Annotated in this window: 21 protein-coding genes and 1 tRNA gene; 14 read left to right on the plus strand and 8 right to left on the minus strand. The window is 39.9% G+C overall.

Translation table 11 applies throughout. From position 1 onward, the window contains the following. Window positions 1-12: 12 nt before the first annotated feature. Both NE848_RS04745 and NE848_RS04750 read right to left on the minus strand, forming a co-directional pair. A complete protein-coding gene (locus NE848_RS04745; RefSeq protein ID WP_252111076.1) occupies window positions 13-1,428 on the minus strand; it encodes a M56 family metallopeptidase in 1,416 nt (471 codons plus the stop codon). Continuing rightward, complete coding sequence (locus NE848_RS04750; RefSeq protein ID WP_252111077.1) at window positions 1,425-1,790, minus strand: BlaI/MecI/CopY family transcriptional regulator; 366 nt, start codon at window positions 1,788-1,790, stop codon at window positions 1,425-1,427. Before NE848_RS04750 ends, NE848_RS04745 begins: the two co-directional genes overlap by 4 nt. Window positions 1,791-1,901: 111 nt before the next feature. Here NE848_RS04750 and NE848_RS04755 point away from each other — a divergent pair, with 111 nt between their 5' ends. After that, window positions 1,902-2,405 (plus strand): DUF456 domain-containing protein, encoded by a 504-nt coding sequence (locus NE848_RS04755; protein WP_252111078.1) that lies wholly within the window; start codon window positions 1,902-1,904, stop codon window positions 2,403-2,405. On the opposite strand, the gene NE848_RS04760 is transcribed toward NE848_RS04755, so the two are convergent. Then, window positions 2,396-3,169, minus strand: a complete 774-nt coding sequence (locus tag NE848_RS04760; protein WP_252111079.1) for a creatininase family protein — start codon at window positions 3,167-3,169, stop codon at window positions 2,396-2,398. The genes NE848_RS04755 and NE848_RS04760 overlap by 10 nt on opposite strands. A gap of 92 nt (window positions 3,170-3,261) precedes the next feature. On the opposite strand from NE848_RS04760, the gene NE848_RS04765 reads away from it, so the two are divergent. The 13 genes from NE848_RS04765 to NE848_RS04825 all read left to right on the plus strand — a co-directional run bounded on the left by NE848_RS04765 (window position 3,262) and on the right by NE848_RS04825 (window position 12,875). Beyond that, complete coding sequence (locus NE848_RS04765; protein ID WP_252111080.1) at window positions 3,262-4,308, plus strand: flavin-containing monooxygenase; 1,047 nt, start codon at window positions 3,262-3,264, stop codon at window positions 4,306-4,308. Between the two features lie 111 nt (window positions 4,309-4,419). Then, window positions 4,420-4,983: a YceI family protein gene (locus tag NE848_RS04770; RefSeq protein WP_252111081.1), complete on the plus strand. Its 564-nt coding sequence runs from the start codon at window positions 4,420-4,422 to the stop codon at window positions 4,981-4,983. Continuing rightward, complete coding sequence (locus NE848_RS04775; protein ID WP_252111082.1) at window positions 4,980-5,891, plus strand: DUF5777 family beta-barrel protein; 912 nt, start codon at window positions 4,980-4,982, stop codon at window positions 5,889-5,891. The genes NE848_RS04770 and NE848_RS04775 overlap by 4 nt, the downstream gene beginning before the upstream one ends. Before the next feature lie 27 nt (window positions 5,892-5,918). Continuing rightward, complete coding sequence (locus NE848_RS04780; protein WP_252111083.1) at window positions 5,919-6,374, plus strand: QcrA and Rieske domain-containing protein; 456 nt, start codon at window positions 5,919-5,921, stop codon at window positions 6,372-6,374. Between the two features lie 114 nt (window positions 6,375-6,488). Continuing rightward, complete coding sequence (locus NE848_RS04785; RefSeq protein WP_252111084.1) at window positions 6,489-7,256, plus strand: TatD family hydrolase; 768 nt, start codon at window positions 6,489-6,491, stop codon at window positions 7,254-7,256. A gap of 49 nt (window positions 7,257-7,305) precedes the next feature. Further along, a complete protein-coding gene (locus tag NE848_RS04790; RefSeq protein WP_252111085.1) occupies window positions 7,306-8,442 on the plus strand; it encodes a 1-acyl-sn-glycerol-3-phosphate acyltransferase in 1,137 nt (378 codons plus the stop codon). Further along, a complete protein-coding gene (locus tag NE848_RS04795; protein ID WP_252111086.1) occupies window positions 8,432-9,460 on the plus strand; it encodes an asparaginase in 1,029 nt (342 codons plus the stop codon). Before NE848_RS04790 ends, NE848_RS04795 begins: the two co-directional genes overlap by 11 nt. Window positions 9,461-9,526: 66 nt before the next feature. Next, window positions 9,527-9,614 (plus strand) — tRNA-Ser (locus tag NE848_RS04800). 68 nt (window positions 9,615-9,682) lie between these two features. Further along, the gene (locus NE848_RS04805) at window positions 9,683-10,486 is read left to right on the plus strand and encodes a MotA/TolQ/ExbB proton channel family protein (protein WP_252111087.1); all 804 of its coding nucleotides are present in this window, start codon (window positions 9,683-9,685) and stop codon (window positions 10,484-10,486) included. 18 nt (window positions 10,487-10,504) lie between these two features. Next, the gene (locus tag NE848_RS04810; RefSeq protein ID WP_252111088.1) at window positions 10,505-10,942 is read left to right on the plus strand and encodes a hypothetical protein; all 438 of its coding nucleotides are present in this window, start codon (window positions 10,505-10,507) and stop codon (window positions 10,940-10,942) included. A gap of 2 nt (window positions 10,943-10,944) precedes the next feature. Next, window positions 10,945-11,553, plus strand: a complete 609-nt coding sequence (locus NE848_RS04815) for an ExbD/TolR family protein (RefSeq protein WP_252111089.1) — start codon at window positions 10,945-10,947, stop codon at window positions 11,551-11,553. Window positions 11,554-11,584: 31 nt separating this feature from the next. Beyond that, on the plus strand, window positions 11,585-12,067 hold the full coding sequence (locus tag NE848_RS04820) for an ExbD/TolR family protein (RefSeq protein ID WP_252111090.1): 483 nt from the start codon (window positions 11,585-11,587) through the stop codon (window positions 12,065-12,067). 142 nt (window positions 12,068-12,209) lie between these two features. Continuing rightward, window positions 12,210-12,875: a porin family protein gene (locus tag NE848_RS04825; RefSeq protein ID WP_252111091.1), complete on the plus strand. Its 666-nt coding sequence runs from the start codon at window positions 12,210-12,212 to the stop codon at window positions 12,873-12,875. Here NE848_RS04825 and NE848_RS04830 read toward each other — a convergent pair. The 5 genes from NE848_RS04830 to NE848_RS04850 all read right to left on the minus strand — a co-directional run bounded on the left by NE848_RS04830 (window position 12,838) and on the right by NE848_RS04850 (window position 19,820). Continuing rightward, the gene (locus NE848_RS04830) at window positions 12,838-13,476 is read right to left on the minus strand and encodes a hypothetical protein (RefSeq protein ID WP_252111092.1); all 639 of its coding nucleotides are present in this window, start codon (window positions 13,474-13,476) and stop codon (window positions 12,838-12,840) included. The genes NE848_RS04825 and NE848_RS04830 overlap by 38 nt on opposite strands. Continuing rightward, on the minus strand, window positions 13,476-14,933 hold the full coding sequence (gene rpoN, locus NE848_RS04835) for an RNA polymerase factor sigma-54 (protein WP_252111093.1): 1,458 nt from the start codon (window positions 14,931-14,933) through the stop codon (window positions 13,476-13,478). Before rpoN ends, NE848_RS04830 begins: the two co-directional genes overlap by 1 nt. Before the next feature lie 83 nt (window positions 14,934-15,016). Further along, complete coding sequence (locus tag NE848_RS04840; RefSeq protein WP_252111094.1) at window positions 15,017-15,886, minus strand: RluA family pseudouridine synthase; 870 nt, start codon at window positions 15,884-15,886, stop codon at window positions 15,017-15,019. A 4-nt stretch (window positions 15,887-15,890) separates the two neighbouring features. Next, window positions 15,891-17,333, minus strand: a complete 1,443-nt coding sequence (gene asnS / locus NE848_RS04845; RefSeq protein ID WP_252111095.1) for an asparagine--tRNA ligase — start codon at window positions 17,331-17,333, stop codon at window positions 15,891-15,893. A gap of 75 nt (window positions 17,334-17,408) precedes the next feature. After that, the gene (locus NE848_RS04850) at window positions 17,409-19,820 is read right to left on the minus strand and encodes an efflux RND transporter permease subunit (RefSeq protein WP_252111096.1); all 2,412 of its coding nucleotides are present in this window, start codon (window positions 19,818-19,820) and stop codon (window positions 17,409-17,411) included. Window positions 19,821-19,846 lie beyond the last annotated feature (26 nt).

Here is a 19,846-nt window from a genome sequence, read left to right on the forward strand (position 1 = left end):
ATTTAATTTAAGTTATTCTGTTTTAAATGCAATTGGTAATGAATACATTACATTCACTGGCTTGCCATTCACTTCCCCTGGGTTAAATTGGGGTAGTTGAGAAATTACACGCTCAGCTTCTTCCTCAAGTTGAGGTAGTGGAGCTCTGGCTTTAATGTCTTTTACATTACCTGATTTATCGATCATAAACCTAACCACTATCCGGTTAATGCCGGTCAAACCAAACTCTTTTCCCAAACCGGTATTAAAATTGGCACTTACAAAGTTCGATATTTCCTTAGTGGTGCATTTCTTTCTTTCGCTAATATCCAATTGTTCACAGCTTTTAAAAGCTGGAGCTTTATCCAGAACAGCGAATGGTACTGCTTCTGTTTCCACTTCCACAGATCTTTTTTGATCAGTAGGTGGTTTTTCAGGTTGGAAACCCTTATGAATAAGGCCTATCAATTGTTGTCTTTCTTCTTCCGTTAAATTTTCCTTGGACTCTAATGTGGCTTCCAGATCGGAGATTTTGTCGGTAAGGCTCATTTCTTCTTCAACGATATCAGGATTCTTATTCTCTGAACAGGCTACGTAAGTAAGCATGAACAACATGGCTGGAATCAAGAGCAAGAATTTGAATGTTGAAAGTCTTGATGATTTGTGTTTTTGTAACATGACTATTCGTTTTTTGATTAAAGATTGATTGAAAAATTGATTGGTGAATGAGATGTCTTTGGTGTTGAAAGCAGTGTTAAGCAGTTGCTCGAAATAGGTCTTTTTAGTGAAAGTTTTTACAGCTTCACTATCGGCGATGAATTCATGAACTCCTGCAATTCTCGACTGGTAGATATACACCAGCGGATTGAACCAAAACAGGATCTTCAACATCTCGAAGAATAAAAGATCATAACTGTGTTTTTGCTTTACATGAACCAGTTCATGAGAAAGGATCTGTTTCTTTTCATTTTCATCCAGGTCTTCTCCCAGGTAAATTGAATTGAAAAAGGTATAGGCAAGTTTTGATCCGGGCACAATAATAATGCGTAATCCGTTTTCGTAGGATTGATTTCCGATTTGGGCAAGTTTTTTCAGATGAAGAAATCTAAAAGCGAAAAATCCAAGTGATACCAACAATCCGCCCAAGTAGGTGATAAGCCACCAGTTAGGAGTCCATCCGCCTTCTGCATTAATGATCAGGAGTGGTAATTGCTGTGTATATACATCAGGCTCATTAATTAGGGCCTTCGGTATCACCAGCCTGGCGCTATCCGGAACAGCCTCCACCAGGAATTCAAGTCTTAGCCATGGAATTATAAAGGCCAGGAGCGGGGTGACCAGCAGATATAGCCTGTTATAGTTAAAAAACGTTTCCTTTTTTAGGAAGAGGTCGTATACCAGCAGGAATAATAGCTGGAAAAAAAGTACCTGTAATATATAATGTATCATGATGTCTCTTCTTTATTGATTTCCTTCATAATGCTTTCCAGGTCTTCGGTGCTCATGTCATTTTTTTTCATAAAAAATGAGACCATACTTTTAAAAGAACCATTGAAGTAATTATTCATCAACTGAGTAATACTTTGGTTACTATAGGTTTCCCTTTCCAGGATGGGAAAGTAAATGTAGCCTTTGCCTTTCTGGCGATGGTCCACAAAGCCTTTATTCTCCAGAATACGAACAATAGTAGAAACAGTATTGTAGGCTGGTTTTGGTTCAGGTATTTTCTCAATGATGCCTGCTACATTGGTTTCTGTTAAATCCCATAAGATCTGCATGATCTCTTCTTCGGCTTTGGTTAACTGTTTCATGTTCTATGGATTTGTTACTACAAATATAAAACTAAATAATTAGTTGAACTAATAAATTAGTTAAAAAATTTAGTTCAAGTTACCTATCTTCGTTTTTAAACCTAAAATACCATGGAAATTATTCTCTTTATAGTAGCTGCATTTTTTATGATACTTGGGGTGATTGGCAGTTTTTTGCCCGTACTGCCAGGAGTCCCTTTAAGCTGGATAGGCCTTCTTATATTTTACTTAATTCCAGGTATAGGTATCAATTATCTGTTCCTGGGTATCACCCTGGCGGTAGCTATCCTTATATATATACTGGACCTAATTATTCCTGCCCTCGGAACAAAGAAATTTGGAGGTAGCAAAAAAGGTATGATAGGAGCCACCATTGGATTGCTTATAGGAATATTTGCTCCATTTCCATTTGCGATACTTATATGTCCTTTTCTCGGGGCTTTTATAGGAGAAATCCTGAATAAAAGTGATTCCAGAAGTGCTGGAAAAGCTGCATTCGGGTCATTTGTTGGGCTTCTTGCGTCCAGTTTTATGGAATTTATAGTGACCTTTGCCTTTCTGATTCTGTTTCTTTATCAGTTCTGGAATTATAAGGAGATCATTCTTTATTCATAAAGCTCATCCAGGTTTGCTTCATGAAGTTCAACAACGAAATCAGCAATTAGTTCCGTTGCCTTTTTAAAGAATTTCTCTCCTTTTCCGGCAGTAGCGGCTTTGGGGTTACCTACTCCTGTGTCTTTAGTAACCCTGGTCCATTCTCGCTGGGCACTAACCCAGCCTTCTTTTAGTCCCTTTAATTTATAAGTTCTTGCCGTGCCATCTCCCGCTTCTTCAAGTGGTAAGCATAGTTCAGGTCTTAGATGCATCATAGCTGCCGTTTCCAATTCACCTGCATGATCTCCGGGTTCATCAAAGAGTTCATTCGCATTGGTGACCTGCCACCAGTTAAGTGTACAGATAAAGACGTTTGGAAACTCCAGGCTCAGCTCTCTTATCATCTGCTTGAAGTTGTTCCCGCCATGTGCATTTACTATCACTAATTTGTATATGTTATGATGGTCCAGTACCTGAACCACGTCTTTAAGGACTGCATGCTGGGTGCTCGGATTCATGTTCATGCAGAGCTTTACATCCATCTGTCCTGTATTCACCCCAAAAGGGATGGTAGGTAGCACAATTGGTCTCGCATTTTTGTTCCAGGCTATCTCTGCTGCTTTTATGGCCGATTCCTCCGCCAGGATATTATCTGTTGCATAAGGAAGATGATAATTATGGGCTTCGGTAGCACCCCATGGTAAGATTGCTACCTTATAATTTTGTGATTTAACTTCTTTCCAGTTGGTTTCTGCCAGTACATATGGTCTTATAGCTTTCTTCATTTCCCTGTTTTTTTAACCGACCTAAAAATAAGGAAGTTTGAGAGATTTAGGTAGCCCCGTTAATAATCTTATTTTTGCATAAATTCTTCAGAATGCTCGATTTTATTGTTGTAGGTGGGGCTCAGGCAGGTCTGGCCATGGCTTATTACCTTAATAAACTGAATAAGGACTACCTTGTGGTAGACAAGGAAAATAAAATTGGTGCCTCCTGGCTTAACCGGTGGGATTCCCTTACCTTGTTCACTCCATCTGAATTTAACAATATGCCAGGTATGGAATTTCCTGCCGAAAAAGGACATTATCCCTCCAAAACTGAGGTGGCCGATTATTTCAAAAACTACGTTGCTAAATTTGATATTCCTGTTCAGCTTAATACGCTTATTGAAAATATTTCGCACGAAGAAGATCATTTTCTACTTAAAAGTCCGCAAGGCGATCTGGTCTCAAAAAATGTGGTGATTGCTACGGGTCCTTTTCATATTCCATACACTCCACCATTTTCAAAGAAGATCGACCAAAGTATTTTTCAGATACACAGTAACTATTATAAGAATCCTGATCAGCTTCAGAAGGGAAAGGCGATGGTAGTTGGAGCCGGGGATAGTGGTTTCCAGATACTGGACGAGGTTTCCCGTGATGATCGCGAAGTTTATTTTTCGGGTTCCACTGATGTAAGAGTGCTTCCGCAGGAAATTATGGGAAAAACATTGTGGTGGTGGTTTACCAAAACAGGTTTTCTAAGTTTCAGCAGGGATACATGGCTCGGAAGGAGGTTAAGCAGATCAAGACAGCCTGTTATTGGTACAGATGTGAAAGGAATTCTGAAAAGAGAAAATGTAGAAACTGTAGGGAAAACCAAAAATGCTGAAGGAACGATTGTCGTTACAGAAAAGAAAAAGATCACCGATCTTAAAAATATAATCTGGGCTACCGGCTACCGGCCTAATTTTAATTGGATAGACGGGCTTGAACTATCAAAAGACGGTTATCCAAAACATTACAGGGGAGTTAGCAATGTTGAAGGCTTATATTTTATTGGGTTGCCATGGCTACATACAAGGGGTTCGGCCACTCTGGGAGGGATAAAAAAGGATGCCAGGTATTTATATAAATATATTTCTGAATTAGATAATAGCTAGTATTGTGAGTTAAAATAGAGGCTCGGTATATGTTGTTTAACATATATTATGTAAATTTATTAAGGTATAGGGTAAAACTATACCTTTTTTATTTCCGTATATATGTAAAAAATGCGAAGTATTCTTTTCCATATTATTCTGTTTTTTCTGGTCTGCGCAAGTTGGCAGCCGGTACAGGCGCAGTTTTATCAAACCACTTCAGCTTCGGTGAGATTCTATTCTTCCGCGCCTGTTGAAGATATTGAAGCGATCTCAAAAGAAGGTGTATCGGTCATAAATTCTGATAATGGAGATATTTCCTTTAAGGTGAAAATGAGATCTTTTCGTTTTGAAAAAGCCTTAATGCAGGAACACTTCAATGAGAATTATATGGAAAGTGAAAAGTTTCCCGATGCCAGTTTCAAGGGAAAGAGTGTTGGACAGATTGATATTTCTTCTACCAAGCCGCAAAAAGTGATATTCAAGGGGAAATTTACGGTACATGGAGTGAGTAAGCAGCGGGAATTGCCAGTAACAATAAAGATGGGCAGCGATGGGGAAACCATGTCTTTAAGCTCTGAGTTCAAGGTGAAATGTGTTGATCACGATATTAAGATCCCCAAAATATTGTGGGAGAATATAGCTGAAGTTATAGACGTATATGTAAAAGCTGAATTCAAAATCATATCACAATGAAAAAAATATTACTATTTCTTTTTTTAATGATTTTATCGTTTGCCAAAGCTCAGGATGTAGATAGCATTATGGCGAATATTTCGGAGCAAAAGGAATATAAGACTCAGGCGACTTTTAAAAGTCCGCGGCTGGTTCTTCTTCAAACAAATGAAACTCAGAAAGCAAAGAACCTTGCTTTCTGGGTGGGTCACAGGTTTGGTGATATTGGAGGTGAATTTGGAAGCTCTCATACCTTATACGGGCTCGATTTCGCAACAGATCTTTACCTGGGGTTTGATTATGGGATTACCGATGAGCTTACAGTAGGTATTGGAAGAAGTAAATTTAATGAATCTTATAGTGCTTTGGTAAAATACAGGTTATTGTGGCAGGAAGAGGAAGGATTGCCTTTTTCGGTTACCTTATTTGGTCAGAGTAGCTGGATCACCAGGGAGCCATTTTCGAATAATGAATTCCAGGACGAAGGAGATCGCATAAATCATTTTTTTCAGGCAATAGTGGCCAGGAAGTTCACTCCGGGGATTTCTTTTATGGTGAGTCCGGGGTATTTTTTAAGGCCAGAAGCACAGGTTCAGGACGCTGGGGATAAGCAAAATCTTTTTGTGCTGGGAATAGGGGGGCGTTTCAAGATCTTAAAAAGAGTTTCCTTAATTACTGATTATACATTCGTAAATGGATTAAGCAGACCTGATGATCTTCAAACCGATTATCATAATCCTTTTGGTGTAGGGGTAGAGATAGAAACGGGAGGCCATGTATTTAGCCTCAATTTTCAGAATTCCCGCTACATCACCGCAAACAATTTTATTCCAAATACCACTAAAAGCTGGTCTGACGGCGGGGTGAGGTTTGGCTTTGCAATATCAAGGAATTTTAATCTGGGGCCTAAAGAAAGAAATGATTATTAAAATTATACCTAACTAAATATCACAATTATGAAAAGAGGAGAGTTTATAATTTCTGCAGGAAAAGGAGTATTATTAGTGTGTTCGGGGTCCTGTATGTTGGCCAGTTGTAGTTCTGGTGATGATGGTGGTGGCACTCAACCACCAGGTAATGGAGGGAATGGTTCTTCTACGGTGAGTGTGAGCCTTTCAAGTTTAAGTGATGTGGGGGATCAAACCTCTAAGAGTGGAGTGCTCTTTTTCAGGATTGCCGAAGGAAACACAACCAGTGCTTTTGTGGCTACCGAATCTGTTTGCCCACATCAGGGAGGGCAGTTAGTTTGGGTGGAAAATGAAGGCTATATAGAATGCCAATTACATTTTTCCAGATATGAGCAAGATGGAGATACCATCAGGGGGCCTCAGAATTCAGCCGGTTCTACCAGGGATCTTAAAGTGTACTCTACCACTATTAGTGATGGCAATCTCATCGCTACGGTAAGTTGATAATACTATATTCATGGGAACTTTATTGTATTCAGATTATTTCTGAAAGGATATGTATTGGTTTTTAAGAGAGTCTCTTTTATCATTCTGCAATCTTCTCTTACTTTTGCATTTATGAAAATAACCGATACTCACACGCATTTATATAGTGAAGCCTTTGATGATGATCGCGACGAAGTGATTAAAAAGGCGATTGAAAACGATATCAAACGTTTTTTTATTCCGGCCATAGATTCCGAATATACCCGGAGTATGTATGAGCTGGAGAAAAAATACCCCGAAAATGTATTTTTGATGATGGGGCTTCATCCTACTCATGTAAAGGAAAATTTTGAAGAAGAATTGGAGCATGTCGAGGCTGAATTTCAAAAAAGGGATTTCTTTGCTGTAGGAGAAATAGGAATAGATCTTTACTGGGATAAGTCAACCCTGGACATTCAAAAAGAAGCTTTTAAAAGGCAGATTCAGCTTGCGAAAAAATATGATCTTCCTATAGTGATCCATTGCAGGGAAGCCTTTGATGAGATATTTGAAGTCCTGGAGTCTGAAAAAGATGAGCAGCTATATGGGATTTTTCATTGTTTTACCGGAACACATGAACAGGCAAAGCAGGCGCTTTCATATAATATGAAACTTGGAATTGGCGGGGTGGTGACCTTTAAGAACGGGGGTATAGATAAATTCATTAACCAGATATCTCTTAATAATATAGTTATAGAGACAGATTCTCCTTACCTGGCTCCGGCTCCTTATAGGGGTAAAAGAAATGACCCGGTTTACATTTTAAAAGTGGTTGAGAAACTGGCCGATCTTTATGGTGTTGACAAAGAAGAAGTTGCGAGAATTACTACTGAGAATTCGAAGGAAATTTTTGGAATTTAAAGCTGTTAAGTAGAAATTTTGTTCATTTGTTAAAATAATTGAGTTATAGGTGCAAAATTTTGATGATATAAGATTTTATAACGATAAAGAGGTGAATGTTGCCTTACGGGAATATGTGCAACATCCTATGATTAAGGCTTTATTAAAGTTTACGTTTCCAGATCTGAAATTCAGGGAGATCGAAGAGATTGTACTAACCTGTAATTCGATTGAAGATTTTCAAACAAGGGTCATTTATCTTAGTGTGGAAAAGGTTTTGGAGCGAACCAGCGAAGGCCTAACCGATAAAGGTTTTGATAAATTAGACTCTAAGGAGTCTTATTTTTTTATTTCTAATCACAGGGATATTATTCTTGATACCTCGTTAATCAATTATACCTTATATAATCATGATCTTGTGATGACCGCATCTGCCATTGGTGATAACCTGGTGCAAAAGCCATTTTTGATGGCGCTTTCAAAACTTAATCGCAATTTCCTGGTGCTTAGGAATCAGTCTCCCCGTGAAATGCTGAAAAGTTCGATGAAGCTTTCAGAATACATCAGGCAGTTATTGCTGGAAGAAGGGCGATCGGTATGGATGGCACAAAGGGAAGGCAGAACCAAAGACGGGAACGACCATACCCAACAGGGAGTGCTCAAGATGCTGGCTATGGCCAAGGGTGAGAACGATATTCTGGATTATTTTGCAAAACTTAAAATAGTTCCTGTAGCGATCTCTTACGAGTTTGATCCTACCGATATGCTTAAAATGCCCGAAGTCCTGGCCAAAAGGATGAAGGAAGAATATAAGAAAACCGCCAACGAAGACTTCAATAGTATCATGCAGGGTGCGCTGGGGCAGAAGGGACGAATTCAGCTTAATGCCGGAAAAGTGCTTACCAGGGAGGATTTTGCTAAGATAAGGGAGCAGGAACTTTCGGTCAATGATCAGTTAAAGGAAGTGTCCAGGTTGATAGATCGCACCATATACAGAAATTTTAAATTATGGCCGGCAAATTATATCGCATATGATCTTCTTAAGAACGAAAACAGGTTTGCCGATAATTATTCAGAAAAAGAAAAAAGGAAGTTCGAAAGACGAATAAGTCGAAGGGTGGATGTTAAGAACCCTCTCGCTCTTAATAGCTATTTATTGATGTATGCCAACCCCGTGATCAATAAAATGTCTTTAGATGAAGAATAGGGCGAGGATACTTTTAATTTATACCGGGGGAACCATTGGTATGATAAAGGATTATGATACCGGGGCTCTTAAGGCATTCAATTTTGATGAACTTTTACAGAATATCCCCGAGCTCAAGATCCTTGAGCATGAGATAGAGACCTTAAGCTTTGAGGAGCCTATCGATTCTTCTAATATGAGTCCTGTCTATTGGTATAAGATCGCCCATATCATAGATGAGAATTATGATAACTATGATGGGTTTGTGGTGTTGCACGGTAGTGATACCATGTCTTATACGGCTTCTGCGCTCAGCTTCATGTTTGAAAATCTTACCAAACCAGTAATCTTTACCGGTTCTCAGCTACCGATTGGAGATCTAAGGACCGATGCAAAGGAAAATCTTATTACCAGTATTCAGATAGCAGGTCTCCAAAAGAATGGAAAACCGGTTATTTCAGAAGTAGGGCTTTATTTTGAATATAAATTATACAGGGCTAACAGGACCACAAAGATCAATGCCGAACATTTTCAGGCGTTCGCTTCTATGAATCATCCGCCTCTGGCAGAATCGGGTGTTTATCTTTCGGTGAATCATAAAGCCCTTTGGAAACCCAATCCCAAGCAAAAGCGAAAATTACATACCGGATTCAATGATGAAGTGCTTGTGCTCAAAATGTTCCCGGGAATTAGTGAAAGCACCGTGGAGCATATTCTTTCGAAGAAAAATCTGCAGGGAGTGGTACTAGAAACTTATGGGAGTGGAAATGCACCAAATGCCCCATGGTTTTTAGATATTTTAAAAGAGAAGATCAAAAGTGGGGTCAGGATAGTGAATGTAACCCAGTGTGTGGCGGGTAGTGTTATGATGGGACAGTATGAGACCAGCGTTGGTTTGAAAAAGATAGGGGTAGTCTCAGGAAAGGACATTACTACAGAAGCTGCCGTATCCAAATTAATGTATTTGCTGGGTAAGGATCTTTCGCCAAAAATATTCAAGACGATCTTCGAAACTTCCTTAAGAGGTGAAATGTCTTAAAATTAATGGCGGCATACTTGACGGGAATGATTTTTTTTTGTTATTTGCCGCCCCGAACAGATAAACAGAGAGGTGGCCGAGTGGTCGAAGGCGCACGCCTGGAAAGTGTGTATACGTCACAAGCGTATCGAGGGTTCGAATCCCTTCCTCTCTGCTAAGTGTTTTTATTAAAAATAATTTATATCTTTAACCCTTTAACTAATTAAATTAAGACAAACAGTAATGAAAAGATTATTTTCTATTTTGGTAATCGCCGCGATTACGGTTCTTGGGGCCTACAATCTAAAGGCGGCTAACAGCGCGAATACAATGCCAGGAACGATTGTGACCTTTGTTCAGGATGACGAAGAGGCCGCAGCTGGTGATGAAGCAGAGGAAGAAGAACTTGGTTTTCACCAGGAGCTTAAAAAACGTTTCATCGAAGGTGGTCCTGTATTTATGGGGATCGTTCTTTTATGTTTAATTCTTGGTCTGGCTATTGCCATTGAGAGAATTATCTTTTTAAACCTTTCTACTACTAATACAAGAAAGCTTGCTCAGGATGTTGAGGATGCACTTAACAGTGGAGGAATCGAAGCAGCTAAAGAAGTTTGTAGAAATACAAAAGGACCTGTTGCTTCTATCTATTATCAGGGTCTTGACAGAGCTGACGAAAGCATCGAAGCTGCTGAAAAAGCGGTTGTTGCTTACGGAGGTGTTCAAATGGGACAACTTGAGAAGAACGTATCTTGGGTTTCTTTATTTATCGCACTTGCTCCTATGCTTGGTTTCATGGGTACGGTAATCGGGATGATTCAGGCCTTTGACCGTATCGAGGCAGCGGGAGATATGCAGCCATCACTTGTTGCAGGAGGTATTAAAGTAGCACTTCTTACTACAGTATTTGGTTTGATTGTTGCAATTATTCTTCAGATTTTCTACAACTACATCATCGCTAAGATAGATAGTATCGTAAACGATATGGAAGATGCATCTATTCTACTTATCGATATGCTAGTAGCATACAAGAACAAAAAGAGAGTCTAAGAAAAATCATAAACAATTATGACCTTACATAAAATATTAAAATATCTGGCACTTGTTATTGGTGTGATAGGACTGGTTCTTCTTGGAAGAATCATCGCCACCGGTGACGACGCCATCAAAGCCTCGGCAGACCTTCAGGCCAGTCATCTTGATCCGTATATGTGGATCGCATACCTGGTTTTACTTGCAGTTATTGTGTTAGTGGCAATATTTGTGATAGTAGGTTTATTTAGAGGTAGCATTAAGAACACTATCATTGCAGTAGGATCATTTTTATTGATCATAGTAATCGCTTATGTATTAAGTGATGGTACTGCAAGAGAATTGAAAGACGGTACTATGCTTTCAGCATCTGGAGACCACTGGGTGGGAGCAGGTTTGGTTACCTTCTACATCCTGGCTGGAATTGCCGTTGCAGCAATGATATTCTCAGGAATTAAAAAATTGGCTAAATAATTATGGCAAAGAGATCAGCACCGGAAGTGAACGCTGGTTCCATGGCAGATATCGCTTTCCTGCTTTTAATCTTTTTCCTGGTAACTACTACCATTGAAACAGATAGCGGGATAAGTAGAAAACTACCGCCATGGCAGCCTGAAGACGTGGAGCCTCCGGTTATTAAACAACGTAACATCTTTACCGTACTGGTGAATAGTAACAATCAGTTACTAGTAGAAGATGAAGAGATGGAGCTTTCTGAACTACGGGAAGCTGCTGTAGAGTTCCTTGATAATGGAGCTGGTACAGGAGATGAAGCCTGTAGCTTTTGCCAGGGTGCTAAAGATCCTAATTCTTCAGTGAACCCTCAAAAGGCTATTATTTCCCTGGTTAATAACCGTGGAACAGAATATGGTACGTATATCGCCGTACAAAACGAACTTGTGGCTGCTTACAATCAGCTGCGTGATCGTGAAGCACAGCGTATGTATGGGATGACTTTTACACAGATGGAGAAGAATTACAACGATCCTAACTATAATGGGGATAAAGATGCCCTGAAAGAGAAGATCGATGTGATTACCGATATGATCCCACAAAAGTTATCTGAAGCCGAACCAACAAGCTAATAGAGCTTAAAAACCGAAAACGACTTTAATTATGTCTAAATTTAAAAAGAAAAAATCTGGAGATCTGCCTGCTATTAGTACGGCATCTTTACCTGATATCGTTTTCATGCTTCTGTTTTTCTTTATGGTGGCCACGGTGATGCGTCAGAATACTCTGATGGTTGAAAATAAATTACCGTTCGCTGATCAGGTTGAAAAACTTGACAAGAAAGATTTGATCATGTATATCTATGCTGGGAAACCTAGCCAGAGATATAGAGCACAATATGGAAATGAGGCCCGTATCCAGTTAAACGATAAGTTTGCCAGTGTTGAGGAAGTTCAGCAGTTTATATACTCTGAGCGTGAATCAAAAAGGGAAGAGTTGATACCTTACCTTACCACTGCACTTAAAGTTGATGAGGAAACAAACATGGGACTTGTTTCAGATATCAAACAGGAATTGAGAAAAGCTGAAGCTCTCAAGATCAACTACACCACTGTAGTTGGAGATGCGATGCAAAACGTAGAATAATCTTTTCGATTTAATTATATAAAGCATCCTGTCTGGGTAAAATCAGACAGGATGTTTTTTTATATTTAGGCTTCAGATATAAATGCTAATGAGCTTGAAAACTTACTTGTTCGCCCTTCTTATGATTTTCCCCCTCTTCACAATGGCACAGGAAGAAGAGGATAGGTACAAGATACCAGATAGCGTTCCATTTAGCATAGACAGCCTTTACAGGGAAGATCAGTTCTATGTTGGGTTTAGCTTTAACCTGGTCACCAATAAGCCTGCTACGATCTCCCAGGAAAGTTTTTCCGGTGGTCTGCATTTGGGATTTATCAGGGACTTTCCCTTGAATGAAAGGCGAAATATAGCACTGGGAGCGGGCCTGGGCTGGTCTATAAACAGTTATGGTCAAAACTTGTTTATTGGAAAGGATTCCAGTGGTAATACTCTTTTTAGAAGTCTGGATGATAGCCAGGATTATGATACGAACCGTTTTACAACACAACTCGTAGAAGCCCCGATTGAATTCCGCTGGCGCGCGTCGACTCCCGCAACCTATAAGTTCTGGCGTATCTATACGGGTTTAAGGCTGGGCTATATTTATAATTTCAGAAGTAATTATAAAGATCGGGATACACAGGTAATTATTAATGACTTGCCAGAACTAAACCGATTTCGTTTGGGAACCACTTTTACCTTTGGGTATAACACCTTCAATTTTCAATTCTATTATGCTCTTAATCCCTTTTTCAGAGATGCGATGGTAGACGAAAGGGAACTGGGACTTTCTACCCTAAAAATAGGTCTGACATTCTATATTCTGTAAACCAGAAATTGAACACTAGTAATTGAGGGATTAACCCGGCAAGAACTCCCAGGACTATTTCCCAGCCAGAATGCGCTTTGTAATAAAGACGTGAGGAGGCTGTTAGACCTGTTGCAACGATCAAAAAGCTGATGGTGTAAATAAAGTAAAGGTGAAAATAGATACAGAAGCCTGCTACGAACATTAAAAGACCTGACATCCCAACCATATGAAGGCTTAATTTTATCCTGAACCAGGTTAGAATATATGTGATCGCCGAAGAGATCAGGATTCCGACAAAATAATAATAGAGTCCCGGGTAATTATAGATGTTTAGAATCTGGTTAAGCACCATGAAACTTAAGAGTAAAAAAAAGAAAAGAGGCCATTTTCTCTCTTCAACTTTTTCCAGGAATATGTTGTTAACCTTGCCTAGGTTTTTTAGTAAAAAGTAAAATACTATTGGAATAAAAATAGTAATGATAGCGATTGCCAAAAGCTTTGCCTTAATGATTTCCTCAGGAAAATAACGCGGGATAAAGAGGAAGTAGAAAAGACTTCCTGCAAAAGGCATCCATAGCGGATGGAATAAGTAGGAGGCAAGCTTAAGGATTAATTTCATCAAATTTCTTTACGTAATCTTGCTACCGGAATATCCAGTTGTTCCCTATATTTGGCAACTGTTCTTCGGGCAATAGGGTAACCTTTGTCTTTTAATACTTTCGCCAGTTTTTCATCGGTTAATGGCTTGCGCTTATTTTCTTCTTCAATAGACATTTCAAGGATCTTCTTGATCTCCCTGGTAGAAACTTCCTCTCCCTGATCATTGGTCATAGACTCAGAAAAGAACTCCTTGATCAATTTAGTTCCGTAAGGAGTGTCTACATATTTTGAATTAGCTACCCTTGAAACCGTAGAAACGTCCATTTCAATCTCATCGGCGATATCTTTCAGGATCATAGGTCTGAGATTACGTTCATCGCCTGTGAGGAAATATTCCTTTTGATAATTCATTATAGAGCTCATGGTTACCATGAGGGTTTGTTGCCTTTGCTTGATAGCTTCAATAAACCATTTGGCTGCATCAAGTTTCTGCTTGATGAACATAACCGCATCCTTCTGGGCTTTGGTCTTCTCTTTGGATTCTTTGTAGCCCTTAAGCATATTACTGTAATCTCTGGATATATGCATTTCAGGAGCATTTCTCCCATTGAGGCTAAGTTGAAGCTCGCCGTCTTCTATTTTAATTGTGAAATCGGGAATCACATGCTCTACCATGCGCGTGTTTCCTGAATATGCTCCTCCGGGTTTGGGATTAAGGTGCTCAATGACTTCTATCGCATCACGCAATTCATCTTCACTAATATCGTGGCGGGAAAGAAGCTTTTTGTAATGTTTCTTACTGAAATGATCAAAAGATCGCTCAATGATTTCCGTGGCCAGGGTTACCTGTTTAGTAGGTTCTTTTCTTTTTAGCTGTATAAGCAGGCATTCTTCCAGACTGCGGGCACCCACCCCGGCCGGATCCAGTTTTTGCACCTTTTGCAATACCTTTTCTACAGTTTCTTCATCGGTATAAACATTTTGGGTGAATGCAAGATCATCTACAATGTCCTGAACACTTCGTCTTATATAACCACTCTCATCAACACTTCCCACGAGGAATTCTGCTATCTGTTGTTCAGTGTCATCAAACCTGAAAGTGCTTAACTGTGTCTTTAAATGCTGAGTGAAGGAAGTTCCGGCAGCATACGGTATACGCTTATCATCGTCATCGGGACTGTAATTATTTGTCTGAAGCCTGTAGCTGGGAATTTCATCATCACTTAAATACTCATCAACATCGATCTCTGTCTCTATCGTCTCATTATCATAATCATCTTCAGTGTTCTCGTTACTCAGATCGTCATACTCGTCAATTCTTTCTTCTTTACCATCTTCCAGAGCAGGGTTTTCCTCCAGTTCCTGCTTGATTCTCTGTTCGAATGCCTGAGTAGGCAGCTGAATCAGTTTCATCAGCTGGATCTGCTGAGGAGATAGTTTTTGAGACAGTTTAAGATTTAATTGTTGCTTTAGCATATAAAAATTGCTTCTCTAACAAAAATAAGGAAAATCCAGACCATACTCGCTTTGGCACGACCCATGATTGTGGTAAAATTTTGTTAAGGGAGCCTGTAGCGCTTAAGACTCCTTAGTTTTTTGGGAAGTGACATCTCAAAATGCATTGACTCCTTTGTGACAGGATGCTGGAAGGAGATACTCACGGCAAAAAGGTAAAGTGTTTTCCCCTTGAAAAGGCCCAATTCTTCTTCCCCGTACTCAACATCTCCCACAATCGGATTCCCGTTTTTTGCCAGATGTATCCTTATTTGATGAGTTCTACCTGTTAACGGATTTGCTTCTGCCAAAGTATATTTTTTATTCTCTATTTCGAATTTTTCCTTAGGAGTTACCTTCGTTGAAGCAGTTTTATCCTCGATACTGGAATTTATCTCTACCGGTTCTGGAATCTCCCCGTTTACAAGGGCATAATAGACCTTATTGATTCTTCTTTCCTTAAAATCCTGCTGGAGGCCTATGAGCGCTTTTCTTGATTTTGCACAGAGCAGAATTCCTGAAGTAGGATTATCTAATCGGTGAGCGGGAAGGGGTAAACTTAGCGCGTCTGGAGCTGTTGAAGCCTTAAGATTGTATGGCAAGGCATTCTGTATGGTTTTAAAATAGTTCCCGCTGGTAGGATAACCAGGAGGTTTGTGGACCACGGCCAAATCTTCATCTTCAAATAAGATCTCAAGTTTCAATTCAAAGACTTTCTTTGCTGAAACTTCCTGCTTTAGAAGATCAATTTTTTGCCCTTCCTTTATCCAGTCAGCAGTATGAGCTTTCCTGTCATTAATAAGGATAAGGCCTTTTTTTATGGCTTTTTTGATCCCGCTTCGGGTGCGGATAGAGGTGAAGATGGAAACCGCATATTCCTGCAATCTAATTTTCTCAGAGACTGCAGGAACAATATGGGTTTCTATTATTTTCAATAAACTAAAATTCGGCGTTCTGTGGAGTACGTGGGAACGGAATTACGTCACGAATATTGGTCATTCCGGTGGTAAACTGTACAAGTCTTTCAAACCCTAATCCAAAACCACTGTGTACGCAGGTTCCAAATTTACGGGTGTCCAGATACCACCAAAGTTCCTCTTCCGGGATATCAAGAGCTTTCATTTTTTCTTTAAGTACATCCAGGCGTTCTTCACGCTGACTTCCTCCAACTATCTCTCCGATACCCGGGAAAAGGATATCCATCGCTCTTACGGTCTTCTGATCTTCGTTCAGGCGCATATAAAAAGCCTTGATGCTGGCCGGATAATCGAAAAGTATCACCGGGGATTTGAAATGTTTCTCCACCAGGTATCTTTCATGTTCACTCTGGAGATCGGCGCCCCATTCTTCAATGATATAATTGAATTTCTTCTTCTTGTTAGGTTTGGAGTTCTTGAGGATCTCGATAGCTTCGGTATAACTTACCCTTTTGAAATTGTTCTCAAGGACAAAATTGAGCTTTTCAAGAAGGTTCATTTCACTTCTTTCGGCTTTAGGCTTCAATTTGTCTTCATTCGCCTGCCTTTCTGCAAGGAACTCAAGGTCTTCCTTGCAGTGTTTCATCACATATTTCAATACATATTTGATGAATTCTTCAGCAAGGTCCATATTCCCGTCAAGATCACAAAAAGCAACTTCCGGCTCTATCATCCAAAATTCAGCAAGGTGACGTGAGGTGTTGGAATTTTCAGCTCTAAAAGTTGGGCCAAAGGTATATACCTGCCCAAGCCCCATGGCAAATGCTTCAGCTTCCAGCTGACCTGATACCGTAAGATTGGTCTCCTTTCCGAAGAAATCTTCCTTGTAGTTTATGCTGCCATCCTCGTTCTTTGGGGGATTTTTCATATCCAGCGAGGTGACCCTGAACATTTCTCCAGCCCCTTCGGCATCACTTCCGGTAATAATAGGGGTGTTCACATAATGAAAATTCTTATCCTGGAAAAATTTATGCACGGCATAAGACAGTTTACTGCGAACCCTCATCACGGCACCAAAAGTATTGGTGCGCACTCTTAGGTGAGCCTGTTCTCTAAGCTTTTCCATACTGTGCTTTTTAGGCGACAGGATGGTCAGCTTCACCTCCTCGGGATTTGCATCTCCCAGAATCTCAAGCTCAGTTACTTCGATCTCAACCCGCTGCTGGCTTCCCATACTCTCCTTAAGGGTGCCTTTTACCGAGATCGCAGCTCCGATATTTATTCTTTTAAGCAGCTCTTCATCTGTATTTTCAAAATCGATAACACACTGAAGGTTTTTAAGGGTAGAACCATCATTAAGGGCTATGAACCTGTTGCTCCTAAAAGAGCGCACCCAACCTTTAACATGGTACTCCTGTAAAAACTGATCACTTTCCAGTATTTCAGCGATTTTTGCTTGTATCATTTACTCAAAATTTAGAAAAAACAAAGATAGTTTTTAGCCTGAAGCTTACCAAGCCAGGCCATTTCATTAATATTTTTAATTGCTTTGAACCTTTTCTTCCTGTTCCGGCTCACTTTCATCTTCTTCGATAATCTTCATGGCAGGCTCTTTCAATACATTCTTATTCGCAATGCTTCGCTCTAACGATAACAATAAAGATGGGAGCAAAAGGAGGTTTGCAAGCATGGCAAAAAGCAGGGTAGCCGAAACCAGTCCCCCTAATGCAACAGTTCCCCCAAAACTACTGATCATGAATACTGAAAACCCAAAGAACAATACAATGGATGTATAGAACATACTTACACCGGTCTCTCTTAGAGCCGCGTATACAGATCTTTTGATCTTCCAGTTATTCGCCTTGAGTTCCTGCCTGTATTTTGCCAGGAAATGTATAGTGTCGTCTACAGAAATTCCGAATGCTATACTGAATACCAGTATCGTGGAGGGTTTTATTGGAACCCCAAGAAAGCCCATCATTCCTGCAGTTACCAAAAGAGGTAAAAGGTTTGGAACGAGTGAAATCAGGATCATCCTGAAACTTCTGAACATCCATGCCATAAGCAGAGCGATCAGGAAGATTGCCAGGCCAAGGGAAATAATCAGGTTTCTAACAAGGTAATTTGTGCCTTTCTGGAAGAGTAAAGCTTTTCCGGTCAATGAAACCTCATAGCGCTCCTCTGGAAAAATTTTGTTGATTTGCGGAATAAGATCCTCCTCAATGCTTTCCATCTTTTCTGTGCCCACATCCTGCATAAAGGTGGTGATACGAGCATATTGCCCCGTTGAATCAACATAAGACTGCATTAGGCCTTCCTGTGAACCCAGGTTTTTCGCGTAAGGCATGATGAAATTCCTCTCCTGTGATGTGGGTAACTGGTAGTATTTAGGGTTGCCATTATAGTAGGCCTGTTTTGAATATTTTACCAGTCGTGTAACAGATAGCGGTTTGGAAAGTTCAGGGATATCCTGGATGAATTGTTCAAGTTCATCGATCCTCTTAAGTGTAGAAAGCTTCAGAACTCCTTTTGGTCTCTTTGTGTCTACTAATATTTCCAGTGGCATCACGCCGTCAAACTCTCTTTCAAAGAATTTCACATCCTTGAAGAATTGAGTACTCTGCGGCATGTCTTCCAGAATACTGCCTGAAATTCTGATGGTATAAATTCCAATGATGCTAGCCGCAAGTAGTGCGACAGAAGTGATATAGATTGCAATCCTGTGGTGTCTAACCATCTTTTCCATCCAGTTCACAAAACCACCTATCCATCTTTTGGTGAGATGCTTAAGGTGTCTGTCTTTCGGAGGTTTCAGGTAACTGTAGATGACAGGTATTATTAAAAGACTTAGAACGAAAATCGCCAGTATATTGATGGAAGCCACAACACCAAATTCCCTTAACAGCTGGCTGTCGGTTAAAATGAAGGTGGCAAAACCTGAAGCCGTGGTGACATTGGTCATAAGGGTGGCATTTCCAACCTTAGTGATCACCCTCTGGAGAGATTTGGCCTGGTTCCCATGCTTCTTTATCTCCTGCTGATATTTATTGATAAGGAAGATACAGTTAGGGATTCCTATCACAATAATAAGAGGAGGTATTAATGCCGTAAGTATGGTGATCTCATAATGGAGAAGACCAATTACCCCGAATGCCCACATCACACCAATACATACTGTAAACATGGAGATCAGTGTGGCTCTTACTGAGCGAAAGAAAAAGAAGAAGATAAGTGAGGTAACCATTAAGGCAGCCAGAATAAATAGACCGATTTCGTCTACAATATTCTGTGAGTTCAGGGTCCTTATATATGGCATTCCTGAGACCCTCACATCTATATCATACTTTTCTTCAAATTCATTTATAAGCGGGTCGAGTTCTTCCAGAACAAATACCTTTCTGGCCTTGGTGTTTACCAGTTCCTTATTCAGGTAAAGAGCAGATTGTATGGTGTTTGAATGTGAACTATATACCAGATTCTCATAAAAAGGAAGTTCAGTAAAAAGCTTGTTTTCAAACTGTTTTAACTGCAGGCTGTCTGGATCTTCTTCCAGTGCAGGCTGCATTTCAAATCTTTTGGGATCTTCAAGTTTTTTAAGCTCTTGAAGACTGGCAGGTGAGATGATATGATCTACCTCCGGGTATGATTCAAGTTTATCAGTAAGTTTATTCCATGCCTTGAATTTTTCAGGCGTAAACAATGCAGAATCCTGAACTCCTAAAAGTATGAGATTGCCCTCTTCGCCAAATTTGTTCAGGAAATCGGTGTATTTAATATTTACATCATGATCATCGGGCATCAGATTCGCTTCCGTATAGGAAAAACGCATGTTTTTCCATTGAGTGGAAAGCAGAAAGGTCGTAACCCCTATCATGACGATGATAGTGATCCTGTTTCGTAAAATTAAACGGGCAATGGAGTTCCAGAATCCAAAGCTAAAAATCTTATGCATGGCGGTCTTTTAGCGGCGCAAAGGTA

Source organism: Gramella jeungdoensis (assembly GCF_023805255.1).
Lineage (GTDB): Bacteria > Bacteroidota > Bacteroidia > Flavobacteriales > Flavobacteriaceae > Christiangramia > Christiangramia jeungdoensis.

Excerpts from the sequence above, each read along its gene's own strand:
- NE848_RS04850 (WP_252111096.1), bottom strand. The coding sequence starts at position 19,820 with ATGCATAAGATTTTTAGCTTTGGATTCTGGAACTCCATTGCCCGTTTA.
- NE848_RS04805 (WP_252111087.1), top strand. The coding sequence starts at position 9,683 with ATGAAAAGATTATTTTCTATTTTGGTAATCGCCGCGATTACGGTTCTT.
- NE848_RS04830 (WP_252111092.1), bottom strand. The coding sequence starts at position 13,476 with ATGAAATTAATCCTTAAGCTTGCCTCCTACTTATTCCATCCGCTATGG.
- NE848_RS04780 (WP_252111083.1), top strand. The coding sequence starts at position 5,919 with ATGAAAAGAGGAGAGTTTATAATTTCTGCAGGAAAAGGAGTATTATTA.
- NE848_RS04750 (WP_252111077.1), bottom strand. The coding sequence starts at position 1,790 with ATGAAACAGTTAACCAAAGCCGAAGAAGAGATCATGCAGATCTTATGG.
- NE848_RS04775 (WP_252111082.1), top strand. The coding sequence starts at position 4,980 with ATGAAAAAAATATTACTATTTCTTTTTTTAATGATTTTATCGTTTGCC.
- NE848_RS04815 (WP_252111089.1), top strand. The coding sequence starts at position 10,945 with ATGGCAAAGAGATCAGCACCGGAAGTGAACGCTGGTTCCATGGCAGAT.
- NE848_RS04825 (WP_252111091.1), top strand. The coding sequence starts at position 12,210 with ATGGCACAGGAAGAAGAGGATAGGTACAAGATACCAGATAGCGTTCCA.
- NE848_RS04745 (WP_252111076.1), bottom strand. The coding sequence starts at position 1,428 with ATGATACATTATATATTACAGGTACTTTTTTTCCAGCTATTATTCCTG.
- NE848_RS04765 (WP_252111080.1), top strand. The coding sequence starts at position 3,262 with ATGCTCGATTTTATTGTTGTAGGTGGGGCTCAGGCAGGTCTGGCCATG.
- NE848_RS04810 (WP_252111088.1), top strand. The coding sequence starts at position 10,505 with ATGACCTTACATAAAATATTAAAATATCTGGCACTTGTTATTGGTGTG.
- NE848_RS04760 (WP_252111079.1), bottom strand. The coding sequence starts at position 3,169 with ATGAAGAAAGCTATAAGACCATATGTACTGGCAGAAACCAACTGGAAA.
- NE848_RS04820 (WP_252111090.1), top strand. The coding sequence starts at position 11,585 with ATGTCTAAATTTAAAAAGAAAAAATCTGGAGATCTGCCTGCTATTAGT.
- NE848_RS04785 (WP_252111084.1), top strand. The coding sequence starts at position 6,489 with ATGAAAATAACCGATACTCACACGCATTTATATAGTGAAGCCTTTGAT.
- NE848_RS04755 (WP_252111078.1), top strand. The coding sequence starts at position 1,902 with ATGGAAATTATTCTCTTTATAGTAGCTGCATTTTTTATGATACTTGGG.
- NE848_RS04770 (WP_252111081.1), top strand. The coding sequence starts at position 4,420 with ATGCGAAGTATTCTTTTCCATATTATTCTGTTTTTTCTGGTCTGCGCA.
- asnS (WP_252111095.1), bottom strand. The coding sequence starts at position 17,333 with ATGATACAAGCAAAAATCGCTGAAATACTGGAAAGTGATCAGTTTTTA.
- rpoN (WP_252111093.1), bottom strand. The coding sequence starts at position 14,933 with ATGCTAAAGCAACAATTAAATCTTAAACTGTCTCAAAAACTATCTCCT.
- NE848_RS04795 (WP_252111086.1), top strand. The coding sequence starts at position 8,432 with ATGAAGAATAGGGCGAGGATACTTTTAATTTATACCGGGGGAACCATT.